An 18,241-nucleotide genomic window follows, 5' to 3' on the forward strand; every position below is an offset into this window, starting at 1 on the left:
ACAAAGTTAGCAATCCTAATTAAAAGAAGTAATCTTATCGGCTATTTCTTTATAAGTAATATGACCAAACCACTCTGCTATGATTTCATAACTATCGTTAAATAAAACAAAACTTGGGGTACCTCTCAATTGATTTAAGGTGAATGTGAGTGCTATTTTGTCTAATGACCTTAGATAATGAGCAACTCTTTTTTGCAATGCTACTTTTTCAAAATCTGGCCATAGTGCATAACTAGGATTGATGTTACAAATAGTTTCTATGGCAACATTTATATCGCTTAGGGTTTCTTCTATCTTATCCATCACAATAGGAAAATCCAGTGAATATGGAAGCGTTTCTATACCTTGTTGTAACATCATCTTTTTGGTCTCCCCTACCAAAGCCCCATCATTAACCAAATGTGTTGTATGCGCTATGGTATTTTTGTCATAATCCTCAAAAGCTGTGGATAAGGCTAAAAAAGAAACATCTTCTTTATGAAACTGGTGATATAGTTCATTAAAGAGCGGTAATGCATAAGAAAAGCATCCCGGACAATTTACTTGAAAGACCAAAAGGAGATTAAAATCTTTGATCTTAAAATCTCCTTGTAATGTCTTTTCAAAATGTAATTCAAGTTTTTTCATATTAATTACAGTGTTCCATTTCAATAATGTAATATCCTTTTTGTCGAATTTCTTGTTCAACAGCTTCCGGAGCACGCTCCATATGGCAAAAATTACATTCTTTTGTCGTTAACTGAAAATTTAAAATCCCTTTTTGGGCTAAATATTCCTTTCCATAGGCATATACATCTTCTACTGATGTATGATCTTCAACCAGGATATCAAAATGCATGTTAACATTGGTTGCTTTGGGCACATAGGTATCATAAACAGAAACTTTCATCATCGTTATTTCAATTTTACAGTATAGGGTAATGATAAATCTCCACTGGCTACACTAAACACATCATAGACTCCTAACATAGGTTGATCTTCTTTACTTGTATTTACAATCATATAGGCTGCTACTCCATCATATTTAAAAGAAGTTTGATTATTCATTCTATAATCAGGAATTACCACTTTGATCGTGTTCTCTATTGTCGTCACGGGAAAACCTGGAGAATCCATATACATAGGCATTCCTGGATTTGTAGGTGGTAATGTAACATTATCTGTATCTGTAAATTGTTTTACAGCCAATCCTCCTGGTACACGCTCATCTTTATGCAAAACTACCCAGTGCGGGTGCCAGATCACGCCATCATTATCAAAGATAGCATCATTGTTTTCATCCCAGATCGGTGTATCATCAAAATCAGGATGAGAAGTAAGTGCCATAGCAACTATTCCTTCTGTCTGACTAAAACCTACATCAGTTGGTTTTAAAGATGTAGGGAAAACATATCCTAATACAGGTGCTCCATCCAAAGATCCATTAGGAGTTGGAGTAGTTTTACCTGCTGTTCCTTTAACATTGATTTCCCATACACTTATACTTAGATTAGAATGATGTGTTACTTCTGCATTCTTAATGACAAAGTCGTCGTTGTTATATGGTCTTTCCTGAGCACATGAAGTGGTTATTACACCAAGAACTAAAATTGCTAATATTACTAGTTTATCTAATTTCATTTTATCTTATTTTTAAAAGTTAGGAATCTTAAAATTAGGATTCCTAACTTTATAGATTAAAAAAATTACCCTTTTACATCTGCCATTGAGGCTCCAAAGTTTAAATGCAATACATTTCCTTTTGGAGTTAACAATGCTGGTACCGATTGCACTCCTGCTTTTTCGGCTTCGGGGATTCGGTCTCTGACCTCTCCTATATTTACTATTTCGACATTTTCATTACCTACTAATTCTAAAATGTCATGTTCTGCACTTATACATACTGAACATCCTGCATGATAAAAAACTGATTTATTCATAATTTTATTTTTATACTTTTTATTTTTTAGCAATATTGCCAATACAAATATAGTTAGGATTCCTTACTATATAAAATATTTTTTCACTTTTCTCATTATTCATAGGCAATTAATCTCATTAGGTCCTTATATTACTCATCTTTCTTACCTCATAATTTTTATGTTATCAAGCTTTACCTTTTATATTATCTAAAGAACGGATTGCAAATAGTATATATTTCTAAAATTTAATTTTGCAGTTACAAAAACATTCTTATCTTTGTACTGTAACAATTTTTAATACAGTTATATTGGTCAAAAGCAAATTTTCCATATCATTACACATTATGACACTATTGGCTTTGTATAAAGATGATTGGTGTTCTTCTTCTGACATTGCGAGTAGCCTAAACATTAACCCTGTTCTGGTTAGAAAGGAAATTGCTGCTCTTAAAAAAGGACATTTGATTGAAAGTAAAGAAGGAAAAAATGGAGGTATACGTTTGCTTAAGGATGCAAATAAAATTTATCTATCTGATATTTTTACAGTAATAAAAGGAGATAGTAGTGTCCTGTCATTATCCAATAATATACCAGACCCAACGTGCAGAATTGGAAAACAGATAAACACAAAACTCGAAACGCTGTTAGAAACTATTGACAATTCTATTGTAAGGGAATTAAACAAACAAACCTTGGAAGAATTTAAAAATCAATTTTAGCTTTTTTTTAACCAAAACTGTAACAAAATAAATTACAGATAAAATAAATTATTTAAAATGAAAACAAAAAAAATACTCCTTGGACTATTCGGTCTTGCTTTGTTGTCTGGATGTACCAGTATTGATCAACAACATAAAAATTCAATATTAATTAAAACCGAACCTATGAAAACAAAAAACAAAGTAGTAAAAATTGATGATCTATCTATTTTCTATCGAGAAGCAGGAATACAAAACAAAGAAACTATTTTGATGTTACATGGTTTTCCTTCTTCATCTCATATGTATAGGGATCTTATAGGACAATTATCCGATAAGTATCATATTATCGCACCAGATTATCCTGGTTTTGGTTTAAGCTCTATCCCTCCTATATCTGAGTTTGAGTATACATTTGAGCATATAACTGACATCATGAATCAGTTTGTTGATAAACTTAAGTTAGATGGTTTCTATCTATTGGTTCAGGATTATGGTGGGCCCATTGGTTTTAGAATTGCATCGCAGAGACCAGAACTCATTAAAGGGTTAATAATTCAGAATGCAAATGCATATCTGGAAGGATTTGGAGAATGGGGTATTAAAATTGGAAACTATATGAAGAATAATGATATCGAAGCTCTAAATACTTATAAAGATCATTTGATGTCTTTAGATGGTATAAAAGAACAATATCTAACTGGAGTATCAGATGCCACCAAAATTGACCCTATTTCATATCTCACAGACTATGCTTTTTTAAATCGTAATCATGTCAAAGATATACAATCGACAATGTTTGATAACTATAAAACAAACTTCGCCAAGTATTCAGAATGGCAAGAATATTTTAAAATGCATCAACCTCCAACATTAGTGGTTTGGGGAGAAAATGATAAATTTTTTAGCAAAGCGGGAGGAGAGGCATTTAACAAAGATCTCAAAAACATCGAATCTCATTTTTTTAATGGAGGCCATTTTATGCTAGAGGAATATGCCGCAGAAGTAGGTGATCTAATTGATCATTTTATAAAAAAACAACACTAAAATTCTTTTGTTATGAGCACTTACTTTCATAAAGGAGAATTAGAGCTTCAAAAAAAATACGATGCCTGGCATGATCCAAAATTAGTGGAGCGGTTACTTAAGGATAGTATAGTAAGCACTCTAATCCCATTCATTGAACATCAAACCACATTAATTTTAAGCACCTATGATGATGACAATATATGGGCATCTATGCTTATTGGAGACACTGGCTTTGTCAAAGTAAAAACATCAAAATTAGTACATATCGATCTCAGTAAAGTAAAAAGTACCAAAACAGATATTGGTTTTAAAAATATCAAAAAACATTCAAAAGTGGGACTTCTTTTTATCGATACCTCTACACGAACCAGATATCGTCTTAATGGTTTTGCCCATTTATCTAAAGAGTTATTAAGCATTGAAGTGTTAGAAGCTTATCCTAATTGTCCTAAATATATTCAGCAGCGTGTCATCACTCTTTCTGAAAATACTTCGGGTCTAGGAATAGAAGTGGTGAAAGGAATGACCTTATTGGATCATCATAAAGAATGGATTAAAGAGGCTGATACATTTTTTCTTGGAAGTATGAACACTGATGGAGATATGGATGCATCTCACCGAGGTGGACATTCTGGTTTTGTCGACATATTAAAAAATAGAACCTTAAAAATTCCAGATTATACGGGAAATAACCTATTTAATACGTTAGGGAATTTCCTTGAGTATCCAAAAGCTGGTTTGTTATTTATAGATTATGAAAAAGGACACTCCTTACAATTGTCAGGGAATGTAGAACTCTTATTGGATCAAGAAACCTCATCGGATATAGAAAAAACTACCGGAACCGGACGATATTGGTTGTTTAAAACCAAACATTGGATTCAAACCCAAAACCATAATAAAGTAGATTGGAAATTTATCAATTTTTCTCCTTTTAACCCATAAACAAATATTCATAAACCATAAAATCATGAATGAAATATTAAAAAATGAAATTAGAAACGTCTTAAACCAATGGTTAAAAGCATTTAACGACAATGATCTGGAAGCGCTAATGCAGTTATATGATCCAGAAATAAATTATATGAATAGTAATGTTCCTATACAAGTAGGAATCCCTGTTGTAAAAGAAGGATTTGCCGCAAGTTTTCATATCCAACCAAGTGTGATTTTTAAAGAAGAACAGGTCATTGCCCAAGATGGGTTAGGCTATATTGCAGGACAGTTTAGAGTCACAGGAACAAATCCAGAAGATGGAGAAGCCATTGATGAAGCGGGTCGTGTGGTATGTATTTTTAGAAAAAACAACGAAGGTGATTGGAAACTTGTCTTTGATATGGATAACCGACCACCAGACATCAATTTATAAACTTCAAAAAGATAATAATGAATACAGAAATAAAACGTAAAGCAATGCGTCCACGTGATATCGCAAATCATATTAGCGAATGTATTAAAGAAGGAGATCTGGAAAATATAGTAGATTTCTTTCACCCTGATTATATAATGTCTTTTCCGCCTTCAGAGAATCCTAAAAGTGGTCTAGATACAATACGTGAAGTCTTTGGTGAATTTATAGCATCCAAATCTATATTATCAAGTGAAGTTACTGGAGAAATCATAAATGGAGACACAGCTCTTTTACAAGCAACCTGGACCGTCACAGATATCTCTGATACCATAATAGCAGAAGGAAAGTCTACCGAGGTGATAAAACAAAGAATAGATGGTTCATGGGTTTATTTTATAGACTGCCCAATGGGACTTCCTAAAATATAAGTAGACCAAGAATATTACAAAAGCCTTATAGATTTTTATAAGGCTGTATTTTTTTTAAATTTAAAAACGAAACTTTAGAAATCACTTTTTTTCTCCTAAATGTTCTTCTTTTAATTTTTTAATAATATCTCGAATAGCATCTTCTCCTCCATCTAGAATTGCCTGTGTTTTTATAGCATCTTGCTCATTTACTGGCTTATATTTTAAACTCCATCTGGCATTTTCTATTAAGATCGGAAAAAGATCAACTCCCTTTTCTGTAAGTAAATAGATAATCTTTTGCTTATGACTGGGGTCTTTTTTTTTATGAATTATCCCTTCTTCCTCCATTACCTGAAGACGATTTGCTAAAATATTAGTAGCGATCTTTTCTTTGGATTGAAGAAATTCTCTGAAATATTTCTTTCCATCAATCATCATATCTCTAATAATCAATAACGTCCATTTATCTCCAAAGGCCTCTAAAGCTAGGTATTGAGGGCAATATGATTTATATTTTTTTTGTTTTTTCATATCTAATAGCTTAAAAGCAATTTGCAAAGTAAAAATATTATTTATAATATTACAACTAGTTGTTTTACACAACCGGTTTTCAATATTCAAAATTATGTCACAACTAAAACAAAATGATAATAGTTATCAAAAATATGTCATCATCGATACAAACGTTATTCAGGTTTTTGAAGCATTAACTACTAACATGGATAAATGGTGGGCCAAAATAGAAGGTTCGGCTCAAAAAAAAGGTGATGTATTTAAAATATCTTTTAATGGTAATTCGTATTGGAAGTTTAAAGTAACTAATATAACCGAATTTAGCAGTATTTCCTGGAAATGTATTGCATCCCATCAGAATCATAATATTAACGGAATGGACGAAGAATGGCTTGATTCTACATTACATTGGGAGATTAAGCAGGACAATGATCTCATACAAGTGCACTTTTTACATCAAGGTTTAGTCCCTCATGGTATCTGTTACAATGCATGTTCATCTGCCTGGGACTTCTATATTACAGACAGTCTAAAAAGATTTTTAGAACATGGAGAAGGCAAACCCGAGTTCATGTAATTTTTTTATCGCTTGCTATATATTTACTATCAAGAAAGAAAACAACACAAATTAAGATTACAAACAATCAGTCTCTCAAAACACATATCAAAAAAGCATTTGACGCTTTAACAATAAATATTGAAACCTAGTGGATAATCGCAGATCATTCTCCACAACGATTATGATTTTTGTTCTTCTACTTAGGATCATTTTGTAACAAATGAATTAAAGGTGTTTCAGGAAGAAAATGAGTAATTATATAATTCTTTATGTATTTCCTTTTTTACCGTGAGAACACCCTATATATTGTATCCAGTAATTATATCTTCCCTGATTGTTCTAAATCTTCTATTTTATCTTTTGCCATCACAAAATCAGCATCTAATTTTATGGCTTCCTTATACAATTTTATTGCCTTGTTTAGCTGATTATTTCTTTCATAATACACCCCTAAAACATAAGTTGTATAAGCATCGTCTGGAAATATCATTTTAGCAAAATCTTGAATTTTTATTGCTCTTTGAAGATTATTTTTTAGGTAATTATCAACGTATGATAATCTAATTAGATCATCGGGATGAATAAAAACCCAGTTTTTAAACTTTGCTTTGTTTTCTAGATATATTTTTTCGGCTTGTTCAATGCCTTCGTTTTTTATAATTTCAATAAATTCCTTACTTGTTGGAGGCACTTCTTTATTTTGAAGCTTATAGTTTTCTCTTAAATACTCATACGTTTCTGTATTAGGGGTTCTCATTTTTGAGATTACATATTTTATTCTTTTTTCAGCTTGTTCATATGCGCCTTTTTTTGATAATTTATCTGACAAATTAAGTATCTCACCTGGGTATAGGTCTACTTTCCAATTCATTGATTCAAAATCATTTTCTGTTAACTTTTGATTTTTGATAATCAATCCTTCTTCGGGAATCCATTTATCATATTCTAAATCCCGGGCCACCTGTTTTGCAAACTTTTCTCCTTTTAACTTTGAAACCAAATGAAGAGCGCCATCGATTCCTGCAGATATTCCCGCGGTAGTTATTACTTTACCATTATCCACAAATCGTACATTATCTCGTACATCAATTTTTGGAAACGTAGTTTTTAAATACTCGATTGATTGATGATATGTAGTTGCTATCATATGATCTAAAAATCCGATTTCGGCTAGGAAAAAAGCTCCTGTACAAACAGTAAATTGTAATTCAGTTTTAGAAGATACATCTTTTACCCATTCTTTTATATTATCTTCTTTTGCAACAGCCAGATCTCCTCCTCCAACAAATGCAATAATATCAGGTATAGGAGCATTATCTATTGAATAATCAGGAATAATGGTTAGTGAATGCATTGCTTTCATAGGTTCTGTTGTTTTTGCCACGGTATATACATTAAAACCTGCTACTATAAAAACTTCCATGGGTCCTGCAAAATCTAAAATCTCCACGTTATCTTGTAAGAAAATAGCAATATTTTTGATTTCCGTTTGATTTTGACTATAGGCGAAAAATTGAAAATGTAGCCCCAGAATTAATACGATTATTTTTTTCATGATGTATGAGATTAATTATTGTTTTTTAAAGAATACTCCTCTATATTCACTAGTTTCAAGTCCGATAATGATATCCTTTTCATTTCTTTTAAAGTTCATTATATGAGAAGAGTGTGATGTCAAAAATCTATCTTTCTCTAGATAAAATATTGGAAATAACCTCCCCTCTTTAAAAAGGTGAAGTTGACCTTGTTCTTTATTCAGTTTAATAGATATTTCTTCAGTAGATATTGACATAAAAACCCCTCTATACTGTTGCAAGATTTTGATGTTGTTCATGTCTTTATAAGGGTTTTCTTCACATGGTACTACTCCTCGATTTGGCACCCAATCATACTCCATATAAAAAGCTGTTTCTCCTGCTATTGCTAAGCTATTGAGTTTGGCAACCATATGTAAAGCCCCATCTATTCCTGCAGATACACCTGCAGTGGTAATCACATTTCCATTATCAACATATCTAACCCCTCTTAAAACATCTATTTTGGGATAGTTTTGTTCTAAAACATCCAAAGTATTGCGAAACGTTGTTGCTTGCTTGCCATTCAAAATTCCTGCTTCTGCCAATATTAAAGCTCCGCTGCACACCGAGAAATAGTACTTCGTATTCTTCTGTTGCTTTAGCCATTCTATAAGTTTTGGATCTTTTGAAGGTAAAATGGCATTACCTCCAAAAAAAACTAAAATATCAACAGAGGGCGCATCTTCTAAATCATAATCAGGGGTAACTTTTAGTATCCCTTGAACAAATACCTGATCTTTATTTTTGGAAATTGTAATGACATCATATCCCGAATAATTAAAAACCTCCATTGGTCCGGCAAAATCCAATATCTCTACTCCGGATTGTAAATAAAATCCAACTTTCATACGATTTTTTTTAGGCGATTCTTTTATTTCTTCTTGTGTAATTAACTTCATATTACAATGCTCACAAACACCTGCTGTTTCAAATTCTAAATCATCACATCTTCTATTGCATGGAGGGCAGACATAGATTTTTTTATCATTAGATGCTAAAAAAAATTCTGGGACTACCACTCCTTGAGAAAAACACAAATTGGTACCTAAAAAAAAGAGTAATATGACAGCAATTTTCATAGTATCTAAGATTGATTACTACAAAATTAATTATGACTGCTATTTATTAAAAGGACAGAATAGGATGATTTTGGGACATTATTTCTATTAAAAGAACATTAAAAATCAGGAAGGTGTTTTCTGTATTTATTTAAGACCACTCTTAACTGACTAACACTTTTAAACCCACATTCATCAGCTATTAACTCAATTTTATTTTTCTCTGAAAGTAGATTTAATGCTTTTTCTACTCTAAGTTTTTCTGTATACAAATGAATAGTTATTCCTGTAGTTTTCTTAAATAATCTAGTTAAGTTTCTAGAACTCATGTGCACTTCTTCAGCTATATCAGAAATATTAAATGATCTATGTATATTCTGAATTATAAATTCCTGAGCATTATGAATTCGTTCCTCAAGATGATTCCTATATTGAAGATAGATACTAAGCTGTGGATCAAATTCACCTCTCCTAAAATAAATCACGGCTTCCTTTGCCACATCAACTGCTATTTTACTTCCAAACTTTTCTTCCAAAATATATAATGCCAGATCGATTCCTGAAGAGATTCCAGCACTCGTATAAACATTGTCATCTATAACAAATAATCGATTATCCTTCACATCTATTTTTGGATATCGCTTTTTAAATGTCTCTAACCTTTTCCAATGTGTAGTGCATGATCTTCTCTCCAGAATACCAGATTCGGCTAGCAAAAATGTACCCGTACAAACGGAACAAATATGAACTCTTTTGTTATTCTGGATAGATAACCATTCAAAAAAAGGAGTACAATTTTTAATAAAATGAGAGTTCTGAAGAAGTGAGAAATATATACCTGGTACAAATATAAAATCTCTATCCGTTAGTTGAAACTCACTAAAATGAATCAAGTCAGAAAAAATAAGTCCGGCACTACTGGTTACTTTATTTTCTATAGTTGGAGTTACAAAATGTAAATCTACGTCAGCTCCGTACTCCTTTGCTTCGTAAAAAATATGAGCAGGACCATTGATATCTAAGAGATGTACCTTGGGAGGTACAACAAAAAGAACCTTTCTTCTAGTTGTATTATTATCCTTATGCAATGACTTAAAATTATGTTTTGAATTTTAAATAAACTTTAATCCATATCAAAAAGCAATTCAGAATCTAAATCTACGCATTCAATTCCATTTCTTTTGAGTAGATCTATAACTTCTTGTGAAATATCATTTGTACATTCGATCCTTAATACATTATCGCAATCTTCCAGATCAAAATTCCACCTAATTATTGCTGGTAATGCATCTATAAATGGTGAGATCGAATTTGCTTTTTCAGTAGAAGTTACAGTCGTTTTAAATACTAAAATCATTTGTTCTCATTTATGATTTCTTCAAGATCGCTCCAGATACCTCCGTTGTATACCTTTTTAATCCCCCGCTCTTTTAATAAATTCACTGCTTTAATACTTCTCAATCCATGAGAACAACAAGTAATATAGATTTTACTTGTATCCAGCTCAATATACCTTTCTCTTATGCTACCAAGAGACATATTAATAGCGCTATTAATATGACCTTCTGAAAACTCTTTTGAAGTTCTAACATCTAAAATAATTGCACCTTTTGCTACTAAACGATCTAAGTCCTTGGCAATATTTACTTGCTGATATATTTTATAAGTACCATATATGATGATTACAAGTATAAGTGTTAAGAGTATTTTGTTCATAATGTAGATTGATGTATTTCTTTAAGTATTTTTTTATCGATATAAAAAGTGCCAAAAGGAAAGAAACAAGCAATAATAACTTTACTTGTTGTTCTTTTAAAATTCCATTTCTGTTCTACTGCAACCTTCAATGTATTAAAAACAAAAAGTACAAAGAATATTCCATGAGCCTGTCCTATAAATTTTACCAGAATTGGTTCTCGAAGCATATACTTAACCGGAACAGCTACAAACATCAATAACAATAAAGAACATCCCTCAAGATATCCTAATATTCTTAATCTTCCGATAGTAGAGTTTAAATAATTCTTCATTATAATGAGTTTAAAAAGTTCTTATGTAAGGGCGATTTGAAAGAGGAGAAAATGGCCAGGGGATTGCTATTAGAATAATTAGTAATGCGATTGTAAACCAGATCACCGTAGTTTTATATTTATCTTTTTTATTCAATTTCCTTTTAGCTAAAGCAGAACCTATCGTTAAAACTATAATAGCCGAGCACATCAATAAAAAATGAATCAAACCAAAAAAAACTATATCCATTTCATAAAAAGCATCTTTAAGGTTTCTCCAGAAGTATTGAATAATTGGGCTTTGAGCGTATAAAATAATTCCTAGTACTAACTGAATGTGAGCAATCGTAACAGTCCAATGACGTATTGAATTATCTATTTTGTAATATGGTAAATTGTAAAAGTACCCTTTATAAGACCTGTATAACGTCAATATTAACGCTAACAAAACACACCACTTTACCAATGAATGTAAGATCAAAACTGTAGTATACATATATTATTTCTCTTATTATTTTTTAAAACTTACCAAACGGTATGTTTTTGATTAAAAAAAATTACTCTATACTGCTTAAGTATCTTTTTAACTCCTTTAAATATACCTGATAGCAATCAACACCATACAACTTACCTAGGTTTCTAATCCCCATATAACTTGTAATAATAAAGACAGATGATTCTTTTACGTTTAATTCTTTACAAATTTGACCAGCTTTTTTCCCTCTTGTTAGGACTTCTTCTAAGGTATTTTGCATTTCATCAATAAGTCTTGACAGTGCTTTGTTAAAGGAAGTATTAAGTGGAGCCATCTCTTCAATAATATTTACAGCAGGACAACCGTATCTTGGATCAAAGGCAGGATCTTCAATCAAAATAGATTTGATCATATCATAAATGCTTTGAGTTGCCGGTTTATTCTCATTTAAAGGAATGACTAATGCTTTATACATCCCCGGATACATTATTTCATTGATCATGGCCAACCCCATTTCATCTTTATTTTTAAAATGATAAAAAAATGACCCTTTAGAAACTGAAGTAAGCGCAATGATATCATCCACACTAGTCGATTGATATCCCTTTTTGTAGGATATCTCAAACGCTTTCTCCAGAATCGTATGCCTGGTGTATTCACCTTTTTTCAAAAACTTACCATTTAGTATGTTTTACAAATATACAGATTTATTTAAAATAAGCATGTCACGTTCATAAGGTTTCAATTGTCATATTGTATTAAAACGAAAAGTTTATCTATTTTACAATGTAAATTAAAGCTATACTATTCGTTCATAATTTCTAAACACTACTATGAAATGAAAAATGACACTTTAGATCTACATACCTATCACAACCTCTTGTTTCCTTACGCTTATAATATTTTAGGGTCTGCAGAAGATGCTAAAGATGTTGTTCAGGAAGTTTTAAGTAAATATTTAAAAATAGATGCTACCGTTAAAAACGAAAAAGGGTATCTTATTACCAGTGTTATTAATCAAGCTATAAATATCAAAAATAGACAGAAAAAGAACCTTTCTGGAGATATTCTTCTGCCAGAACCTATTGCTACAGAAGAGTCAGATATAGCATTACATCTAAAAGATATTATATCCTATTCTTTACTCATTCTACTGGAACAACTTAATGTAAAAGAAAGAGCTGTCTTTATTTTAAAAGAAGCTTTTAACTATTCTCATCAGGAAATTGCAGAAGTAATTTCGGAGACTAAAGAAAATTCAAGAAAACTACTTAGCCGTGCAAAATCAAAGCTCAGAACCTCTAAAAGACCTAATAACACACTAAAACGTAGTGAAAGCAATATCTATTTAAAAAAATATATCGCTGCTATCCAGGATAGGGATGTAAAAAAACTAGAATTACTTTTTACAGAAGATATACAAATTGTTGCTGATGGTGGTAACGAAATTAAAGTGTTACGAAATCACACTAGCGGAAAATCAGCATGTATCGACCTCATGTTTGAAGTATTCAAAAAATTTCTACAACACCAAGAAGTAAAGCTCACAGAAATTAATCACCAACCTGCAATTCTTTATTTTACAAAAGGCAAACTATTATCTTGCTTGGTTTTCTCTATTGATGATAATGAAAAAATCTATCGCATAAGCTCTATTATAGATCCTAAAAAGCTAATTAACATTACTGAGCATATTAATTAATGTCACGTTTTCTTTTTCTGGTTTGTCTTATTAGCAAATCTAAAATTTAAGAAAATGAAAATATTGTTACGGATTGATTCCAGCTCAAGAACAGAAGGTTCACATTCAAGGAAACTTGCAGATTTTATTGAAAAACATTGGAAATCTAATCATCCAGATGGCCAAGTACGATATCGTGATTTAGCAACATATCACATACCACACATACAAAATGATACTATCCTTGGTTTTTATACTCCAGAACACCAACACAACAACGTCCTTAAAAAAGCACTATCAACCTCTAATGAGTTAATTAGTGAATTAGAAAATGCAAACGAAATTCTTATTAGCAGTCCGCTATACAACTTAAACGTTCCTTCTAATCTTAAAGCCTATTTTGATCAAGTTACCAGAGTTGGCAAAACATTTGGAGTTGATGAAAAAGGGAATTATTTTGGAATGCTAAAAGAAAAAATAGCATACCTAGCACTTGCAAAAGGAGGTTCTTATAAAGGAACTCCAATGGAAAAATATGATTTTCAGGAGCCTTATCTAAAAGCAATTTTACATCACATTGGTATTGATGTAAAAAATACATTTTCTATTGAAGGTACTTCTAACCCAGAAGTATTACAAAAAAAACTCAATGAAATTCATCAACAAATTCAAGAAAACATTTAAAAATAGTATACCATGAAAGAAGATTTTTTTAATGATGCATTAGAAAACAATGCTGTAGTTGTTCAACCCAATGAAGGAGAAACGTTTACTATGAACGGTATTTCTTTTACTTTTAAAATTACCAGTAAATTGTCTAATGACCAATTGGGAGTTTACAATATTGTTTTAGCTCCGCGAGCAATTGGTGCAAAATTGCACTATCATAGATTTATGGATGAAACTTTTATTGTAAATAAAGGAATATTAACAATTATTACCGGTACAGATAATACTACTTATAAAGTTGGACCAGGTACCGTGATATATGCACCCAGATTTACTCCCCATGGATTTCAGAATGACACTAATGAAGAAGTCAACATAACCCTTATGTTCAATCCATCTCAAAAGCGGGAAGGTTTTTTTAGAGGGTTGAATGAAACTCTTAGTGATCAACCTATTGATCCTGAAAAATACTTAAAATTGTATAATAAATACGATAGTTTTCCTGTGGACACAGCGAATATGTTGCCTATAAGAAACAAATAGCGTTTTCAAAAATACTAAGTATATGAAAATTTAAATTTAGGATGATAACAGATTTGATAATTATCCTGATAAACCTTTACATTCTTTTTATGTTTATTGTTATATCTCAAATGTTTCTTATAAATTGAGCATTTATTATCGCATACAATGAAAAAGAAAAGAATAACCTTAAAAGATATAGCAAATGAATTTAATGTGTCTATTGCTACAGTTTCTAAAGCTCTCAATGATAGTTACGAGATTAGCACTAAGACTAAAGCTAAAATTCAGGAATACGCAAAAGAACATCATTACAAACCCAATAGTATTGCGTTAAACTTACAAAATAAGAAGACCAAAACTATTGGGGTTATTATTCCGAATATCTTAAATCATTTTTTCACCAAAGTATTTGTTGGTATAGAAAAGACAGCTACCGAAAAAGGCTATAACCTCATCACTTGTATTTCTAATGAATCTTATGAAAAAGAGGTTAGCGCAATGGAGCTTCTTAAAAACTCTGCATTAGATGGTTTTATTCTTTCTATAGCAGAAGAAACGCAGGTAAAACAAAACTTCACTCATTTTCAAAACACAATAAATCAAGGCATTCCTATTGTTATGTTTGACAGAGTAACTGATGATATTGAATGTGACAAAGTTATTGTTAACGATAAAGAAGGAGCATATAACGCCACAAATCATTTTATAGAAACTGGCTGTAAAAACATAGCTATTGTTTCTACTATACATAACCTAAGCGTAGGGAAACTAAGATTAGAAGGATATAAGAAAGCACTTTTGGAAGCAGGTATTCCGGTAGATGAATCTCTTATCTTAAAAGTGGATGAATTTAACGATATCAATACTTTACTAAAAGCCTTGCTAGACTCTAGAAAAGTTGATGCTATGTTATGCTTAGAAGAAGATTCTGCAGTAAATACATTAAAAATGGTTTCTTCAAAAGGATATAAAGTTCCTGAAGATATTTCTATTATTGGTTTTACTAACGGAGTCCTGCCTAGATATGTTACACCCACCATTACTACAATTAGTCAACATGGTATCTACTTGGGAGAAACTGCTACTAAAATGCTTATTGAAAAATTAGAAAATGAGAATTCTGAAACGTCTCATACTACAAAAGTGATAAAGACCAATCTCATAGAACGTGAAACCACCAAACCTCTCTATTAACGTATATTTTTTGCTATACTAAATTTAAAAGTGCTGCTATTTTTATAAAGTTCTTTTGCCTTTAAAAGTGCAGACGGAAAATGCTCATGATTGGGAGCGTCTGGATAATTCTGAGTTTCAAAACAAATAGAAGGAAATGTACCATATTTTACTCCATTTCTGAAGTTCCAATCCGGAAATTCTTCCAAGGTATAAATAACAACTGCAGGTTGATTTGTATACACATCCATCTGAATCCCTGTTTTTGGAGAATAAACAGATGCCTTTGCTTCTTTTTCTTTATCAAAAATAAAAGCATCATCAATGATTCCTTTTTCTTCAAGTGTATCTAGTTTTCTTGATACCAAAAAATCATATTTTGTATTAGCAACGGACTGTATTTTTCCTGTTGGTAAATGTTTTTTATCAACCTCTAAATAAGTAGAGCAGTTCAACTTTAACTCATGATCAGCAATTGTATTCTCTCCACTTAGATTATAGTATGCATGATTTGTAAGATTTATTATAGTATCCTGATCTGAAATTGCCTGATATATAATATTTAATTCATTATCATTAGTCAATTGATACGTCACTTTAACCCCAAGGGCCCCTGGATATCCTTCTTCCATGTGTTCACTATAGTAAGAAAGAGAAACTGATAATTCTTCTTCATCGATATCATCTATTTCCCAAACTTTTTCATCAAAACCTTTTCTTCCCCCATGCAGATGAACCCCTTGTTCATTATGAAGTTGATATTCTATACCGCCTACAATTATTTTTCCCTTAGAAATCCTACCTGCATACCTCCCTACAGAAGCACCTAAAAACTTGGATTCTTTTCCTTCTGATTTTGTAATATAGTCCTGCAATGTATCAAAACCTACAACCACATTAACTAATTCTCCTTCAATATTTGGTACTTCTAAACTCGTAATGGTTGCTGCAAAATTGGTAATTTGCAATTGCATCCCATTGTTATTTTTTATCGATAAAATGAATACTTCTTTTTGATTATGAAAGCCAAATGATTTCTGCTGTATTCGTGTTTTTAATTTCCTCAATCTAAAAATTTATTTATTGTAATTTAATCAAAGTTATACATATAATCGGTAAGAATCTTTAATATCATTTATTTTACAAAATATCACAACCTATCCGAATTGAACATTTAAAAAAAACCAGAAACTACTATTTAAAATAGTAGTTTTTGGTTTTTATGTTTGTTAAGAGTATTCTTCAAGAACACTCAATAGACCAAAAAAATAAATTCTAAAAAAATCTTATATATATTGATTTATAATATTTTCAAAAAGCTCTTGTTTACCGCTTTGTAATTCTAATTCTCCATTTTCTACAGCGATATCATAAAGTTTGTTAAGATCTAGTTTTCCTTCTTCGAATGCTTTACCATTACCTGAATCAAAAGAACTATATCTTTTTTCTCTTAAACTCTCATATGAAGAAGATGAAATAATCTTATCTGCTATAGTTAGAGCTCTTGCAAATACATCTGCACCTCCAATATGCGCCAGGAATACATCTTCCATATCTGTAGAGTTTCTTCTTATTTTTGCATCAAAATTTACGCCCCCTCCTTGTAAACCACCAGATTTAAGGAAAACCAACATTGCTTCTGTTACCTCAGCAATATTATTTGGAAATTGATCTGTATCCCAGCCGTTCTGATAATCTCCTCTATTAGCATCAATACTCCCTAGCATGCCTGCATCTGCAGCAACTTGTATTTCATGCTGAAATGTATGTTGTGCCAATGTAGCGTGATTCACTTCTATATTAATCTTAAAATCTTTATCTAATCCATGTTCTTTCAGAAAAGCAATAGAGGTTGCCGTATCAAAATCATATTGATGTTTCATAGGTTCCATCGGCTTTGGCTCGATAAAAAATGTTCCTGTAAACCCTTGCCCTCTTGCATAATCTTTTGCTGCAGTAAGGAATTTACCCATATGGTCCAACTCTCTTTTCATATTGGTATTAAGAAGTGACATATATCCTTCTCTTCCTCCCCAGAAAACATAATTTTCACCATTTAGGGCAATGGTTGCATCCAATGCTAACTTTACCTGACCTCCAGCTCTCGCTAGCACATTAAAATCAGGATTTGTAGCAGCTCCATTCATGTATCTCGGGTTCGAAAAGCAATTCGCAGTTCCCCATAATAATTTTACACCAGAAGCTTTTTGCTTTTCTTTTATATACTCTACAATGCTCGATAATCTTTTTTCAGATTCTGAAAATGTCGATGCTTCTCTTACCAAATCATAATCGTGAAAACAGAAGTAATCAAATCCCATTTTGGTAATAAATTCAAAAGCTGCATCTGCTTTTTCTTTTGCCGCCGTAATGGCATCCTGAGATGAATCCCATGCAAAATTTAACGTCCCTGGCCCGAATGGATCTGCTCCTGTGCCGCAGAAGGTATGCCAATATGCAATAGCAAATTTAAAATGTTCTTTCATTGTTTTACCAGCAACCACTTTATTAGCATCATAGTGCTTAAATGCCAATGGGTTATTCGAAGTAACACCTTCAAACTTTATATCTCCAATCCCTTTAAAATATTCTTTATCTCCAACTAAAGCCATC

General features: G+C 31.6%; 25 protein-coding genes. 10 read left to right on the forward strand and 15 right to left on the reverse strand.

Annotated elements, in window-relative coordinates; all coding sequences use genetic code 11:
- Positions 1-15: 15 nt before the first annotated feature.
- The 4 genes from DK442_RS06695 to DK442_RS06710 all read right to left on the reverse strand — a co-directional run bounded on the left by DK442_RS06695 (position 16) and on the right by DK442_RS06710 (position 1,919).
- Positions 16-627, reverse strand: a complete 612-nt coding sequence (locus tag DK442_RS06695; protein WP_109435095.1) for a hypothetical protein — start codon at positions 625-627, stop codon at positions 16-18.
- A 1-nt stretch (position 628) separates the two neighbouring features.
- Positions 629-892 (reverse strand): DUF2024 family protein, encoded by a 264-nt coding sequence (locus DK442_RS06700; RefSeq protein WP_235010917.1) that lies wholly within the window; start codon positions 890-892, stop codon positions 629-631.
- Positions 893-894: 2 nt separating this feature from the next.
- Entirely contained in the window at positions 895-1,620 is a 726-nt protein-coding gene (locus tag DK442_RS06705; RefSeq protein WP_109435096.1) for a hypothetical protein, read from the reverse strand.
- 65 nt (positions 1,621-1,685) lie between these two features.
- On the reverse strand, positions 1,686-1,919 hold the full coding sequence (locus DK442_RS06710; protein WP_109435257.1) for a thioredoxin family protein: 234 nt from the start codon (positions 1,917-1,919) through the stop codon (positions 1,686-1,688).
- Positions 1,920-2,209: 290 nt separating this feature from the next.
- Here DK442_RS06710 and DK442_RS06715 point away from each other — a divergent pair, with 290 nt between their 5' ends.
- Genes DK442_RS06715 through DK442_RS06735 form a run of 5 tightly spaced genes read left to right on the forward strand, consistent with a single transcriptional unit; the run spans position 2,210 to position 5,407 of the window.
- A complete protein-coding gene (locus DK442_RS06715) occupies positions 2,210-2,620 on the forward strand; it encodes an Rrf2 family transcriptional regulator (protein WP_109435097.1) in 411 nt (136 codons plus the stop codon).
- A 57-nt stretch (positions 2,621-2,677) separates the two neighbouring features.
- The gene (locus DK442_RS06720; protein ID WP_109435098.1) at positions 2,678-3,646 is read left to right on the forward strand and encodes an alpha/beta fold hydrolase; all 969 of its coding nucleotides are present in this window, start codon (positions 2,678-2,680) and stop codon (positions 3,644-3,646) included.
- Between the two features lie 12 nt (positions 3,647-3,658).
- A complete protein-coding gene (locus DK442_RS06725) occupies positions 3,659-4,573 on the forward strand; it encodes a pyridoxamine 5'-phosphate oxidase family protein (protein WP_109435099.1) in 915 nt (304 codons plus the stop codon).
- A gap of 25 nt (positions 4,574-4,598) precedes the next feature.
- Positions 4,599-4,997, forward strand: coding sequence for a DUF4440 domain-containing protein (locus DK442_RS06730; protein ID WP_109435100.1), 399 nt, complete (start codon positions 4,599-4,601; stop codon positions 4,995-4,997).
- 17 nt (positions 4,998-5,014) lie between these two features.
- Entirely contained in the window at positions 5,015-5,407 is a 393-nt protein-coding gene (locus tag DK442_RS06735) for a nuclear transport factor 2 family protein (RefSeq protein WP_109435101.1), read from the forward strand.
- A gap of 81 nt (positions 5,408-5,488) precedes the next feature.
- On the opposite strand, the gene DK442_RS06740 is transcribed toward DK442_RS06735, so the two are convergent.
- Positions 5,489-5,920 (reverse strand): helix-turn-helix domain-containing protein, encoded by a 432-nt coding sequence (locus tag DK442_RS06740; protein WP_109435102.1) that lies wholly within the window; start codon positions 5,918-5,920, stop codon positions 5,489-5,491.
- A gap of 94 nt (positions 5,921-6,014) precedes the next feature.
- Between DK442_RS06740 and DK442_RS06745 the strand changes: the two genes are divergently transcribed.
- Positions 6,015-6,479 carry a hypothetical protein gene (locus DK442_RS06745; RefSeq protein ID WP_109435103.1) on the forward strand — a complete coding sequence of 155 codons (465 nt, stop codon included), beginning with the start codon at positions 6,015-6,017 and terminating at the stop codon, positions 6,477-6,479.
- 301 nt (positions 6,480-6,780) lie between these two features.
- On the opposite strand, the gene DK442_RS06750 is transcribed toward DK442_RS06745, so the two are convergent.
- The 8 genes from DK442_RS06750 to DK442_RS06785 all read right to left on the reverse strand — a co-directional run bounded on the left by DK442_RS06750 (position 6,781) and on the right by DK442_RS06785 (position 12,250).
- Positions 6,781-8,016 (reverse strand): DJ-1/PfpI family protein, encoded by a 1,236-nt coding sequence (locus tag DK442_RS06750; RefSeq protein WP_109435104.1) that lies wholly within the window; start codon positions 8,014-8,016, stop codon positions 6,781-6,783.
- Positions 8,017-8,031: 15 nt separating this feature from the next.
- Positions 8,032-9,117 (reverse strand): DJ-1/PfpI family protein, encoded by a 1,086-nt coding sequence (locus tag DK442_RS06755; RefSeq protein ID WP_200825096.1) that lies wholly within the window; start codon positions 9,115-9,117, stop codon positions 8,032-8,034.
- Positions 9,118-9,215: 98 nt separating this feature from the next.
- The gene (locus DK442_RS06760; protein WP_109435105.1) at positions 9,216-10,184 is read right to left on the reverse strand and encodes a GlxA family transcriptional regulator; all 969 of its coding nucleotides are present in this window, start codon (positions 10,182-10,184) and stop codon (positions 9,216-9,218) included.
- Between the two features lie 35 nt (positions 10,185-10,219).
- Positions 10,220-10,453 (reverse strand): hypothetical protein, encoded by a 234-nt coding sequence (locus DK442_RS06765; protein ID WP_109435106.1) that lies wholly within the window; start codon positions 10,451-10,453, stop codon positions 10,220-10,222.
- Complete coding sequence (locus DK442_RS06770) at positions 10,450-10,812, reverse strand: rhodanese-like domain-containing protein (RefSeq protein WP_109435107.1); 363 nt, start codon at positions 10,810-10,812, stop codon at positions 10,450-10,452. The genes DK442_RS06765 and DK442_RS06770 overlap by 4 nt, the downstream gene beginning before the upstream one ends.
- Positions 10,809-11,126: a DUF3817 domain-containing protein gene (locus tag DK442_RS06775; RefSeq protein ID WP_109435108.1), complete on the reverse strand. Its 318-nt coding sequence runs from the start codon at positions 11,124-11,126 to the stop codon at positions 10,809-10,811. Before DK442_RS06775 ends, DK442_RS06770 begins: the two co-directional genes overlap by 4 nt.
- A 10-nt stretch (positions 11,127-11,136) precedes the next feature.
- On the reverse strand, positions 11,137-11,601 hold the full coding sequence (locus tag DK442_RS06780; RefSeq protein ID WP_109435109.1) for a hypothetical protein: 465 nt from the start codon (positions 11,599-11,601) through the stop codon (positions 11,137-11,139).
- Between the two features lie 61 nt (positions 11,602-11,662).
- The gene (locus DK442_RS06785; protein ID WP_160114077.1) at positions 11,663-12,250 is read right to left on the reverse strand and encodes a TetR/AcrR family transcriptional regulator; all 588 of its coding nucleotides are present in this window, start codon (positions 12,248-12,250) and stop codon (positions 11,663-11,665) included.
- Between the two features lie 168 nt (positions 12,251-12,418).
- Between DK442_RS06785 and DK442_RS06790 the strand changes: the two genes are divergently transcribed.
- From DK442_RS06790 to DK442_RS06805, 4 genes are all read left to right on the forward strand, one after another.
- Entirely contained in the window at positions 12,419-13,282 is an 864-nt protein-coding gene (locus DK442_RS06790; RefSeq protein ID WP_109435111.1) for a sigma-70 family RNA polymerase sigma factor, read from the forward strand.
- A 54-nt stretch (positions 13,283-13,336) separates the two neighbouring features.
- A complete protein-coding gene (locus DK442_RS06795; protein ID WP_109435112.1) occupies positions 13,337-13,945 on the forward strand; it encodes an FMN-dependent NADH-azoreductase in 609 nt (202 codons plus the stop codon).
- A 12-nt stretch (positions 13,946-13,957) separates the two neighbouring features.
- A complete protein-coding gene (locus DK442_RS06800) occupies positions 13,958-14,473 on the forward strand; it encodes a cupin domain-containing protein (RefSeq protein WP_109435113.1) in 516 nt (171 codons plus the stop codon).
- Positions 14,474-14,620: 147 nt separating this feature from the next.
- Entirely contained in the window at positions 14,621-15,649 is a 1,029-nt protein-coding gene (locus DK442_RS06805) for a LacI family DNA-binding transcriptional regulator (RefSeq protein ID WP_109435114.1), read from the forward strand.
- Here DK442_RS06805 and DK442_RS06810 read toward each other — a convergent pair.
- Both DK442_RS06810 and xylA read right to left on the reverse strand, forming a co-directional pair.
- Positions 15,646-16,695, reverse strand: coding sequence for an aldose epimerase family protein (locus DK442_RS06810; RefSeq protein ID WP_109435115.1), 1,050 nt, complete (start codon positions 16,693-16,695; stop codon positions 15,646-15,648). The genes DK442_RS06805 and DK442_RS06810 overlap by 4 nt on opposite strands.
- Before the next feature lie 219 nt (positions 16,696-16,914).
- Complete coding sequence (gene xylA / locus DK442_RS06815; RefSeq protein WP_109435116.1) at positions 16,915-18,240, reverse strand: xylose isomerase; 1,326 nt, start codon at positions 18,238-18,240, stop codon at positions 16,915-16,917.
- Between the last annotated feature and the right edge of the window lies 1 nt (position 18,241).

The sequence above is a fragment of the Aquimarina sp. AU119 genome (genome assembly GCF_900312735.1).
Lineage (GTDB): Bacteria > Bacteroidota > Bacteroidia > Flavobacteriales > Flavobacteriaceae > Aquimarina > Aquimarina algiphila.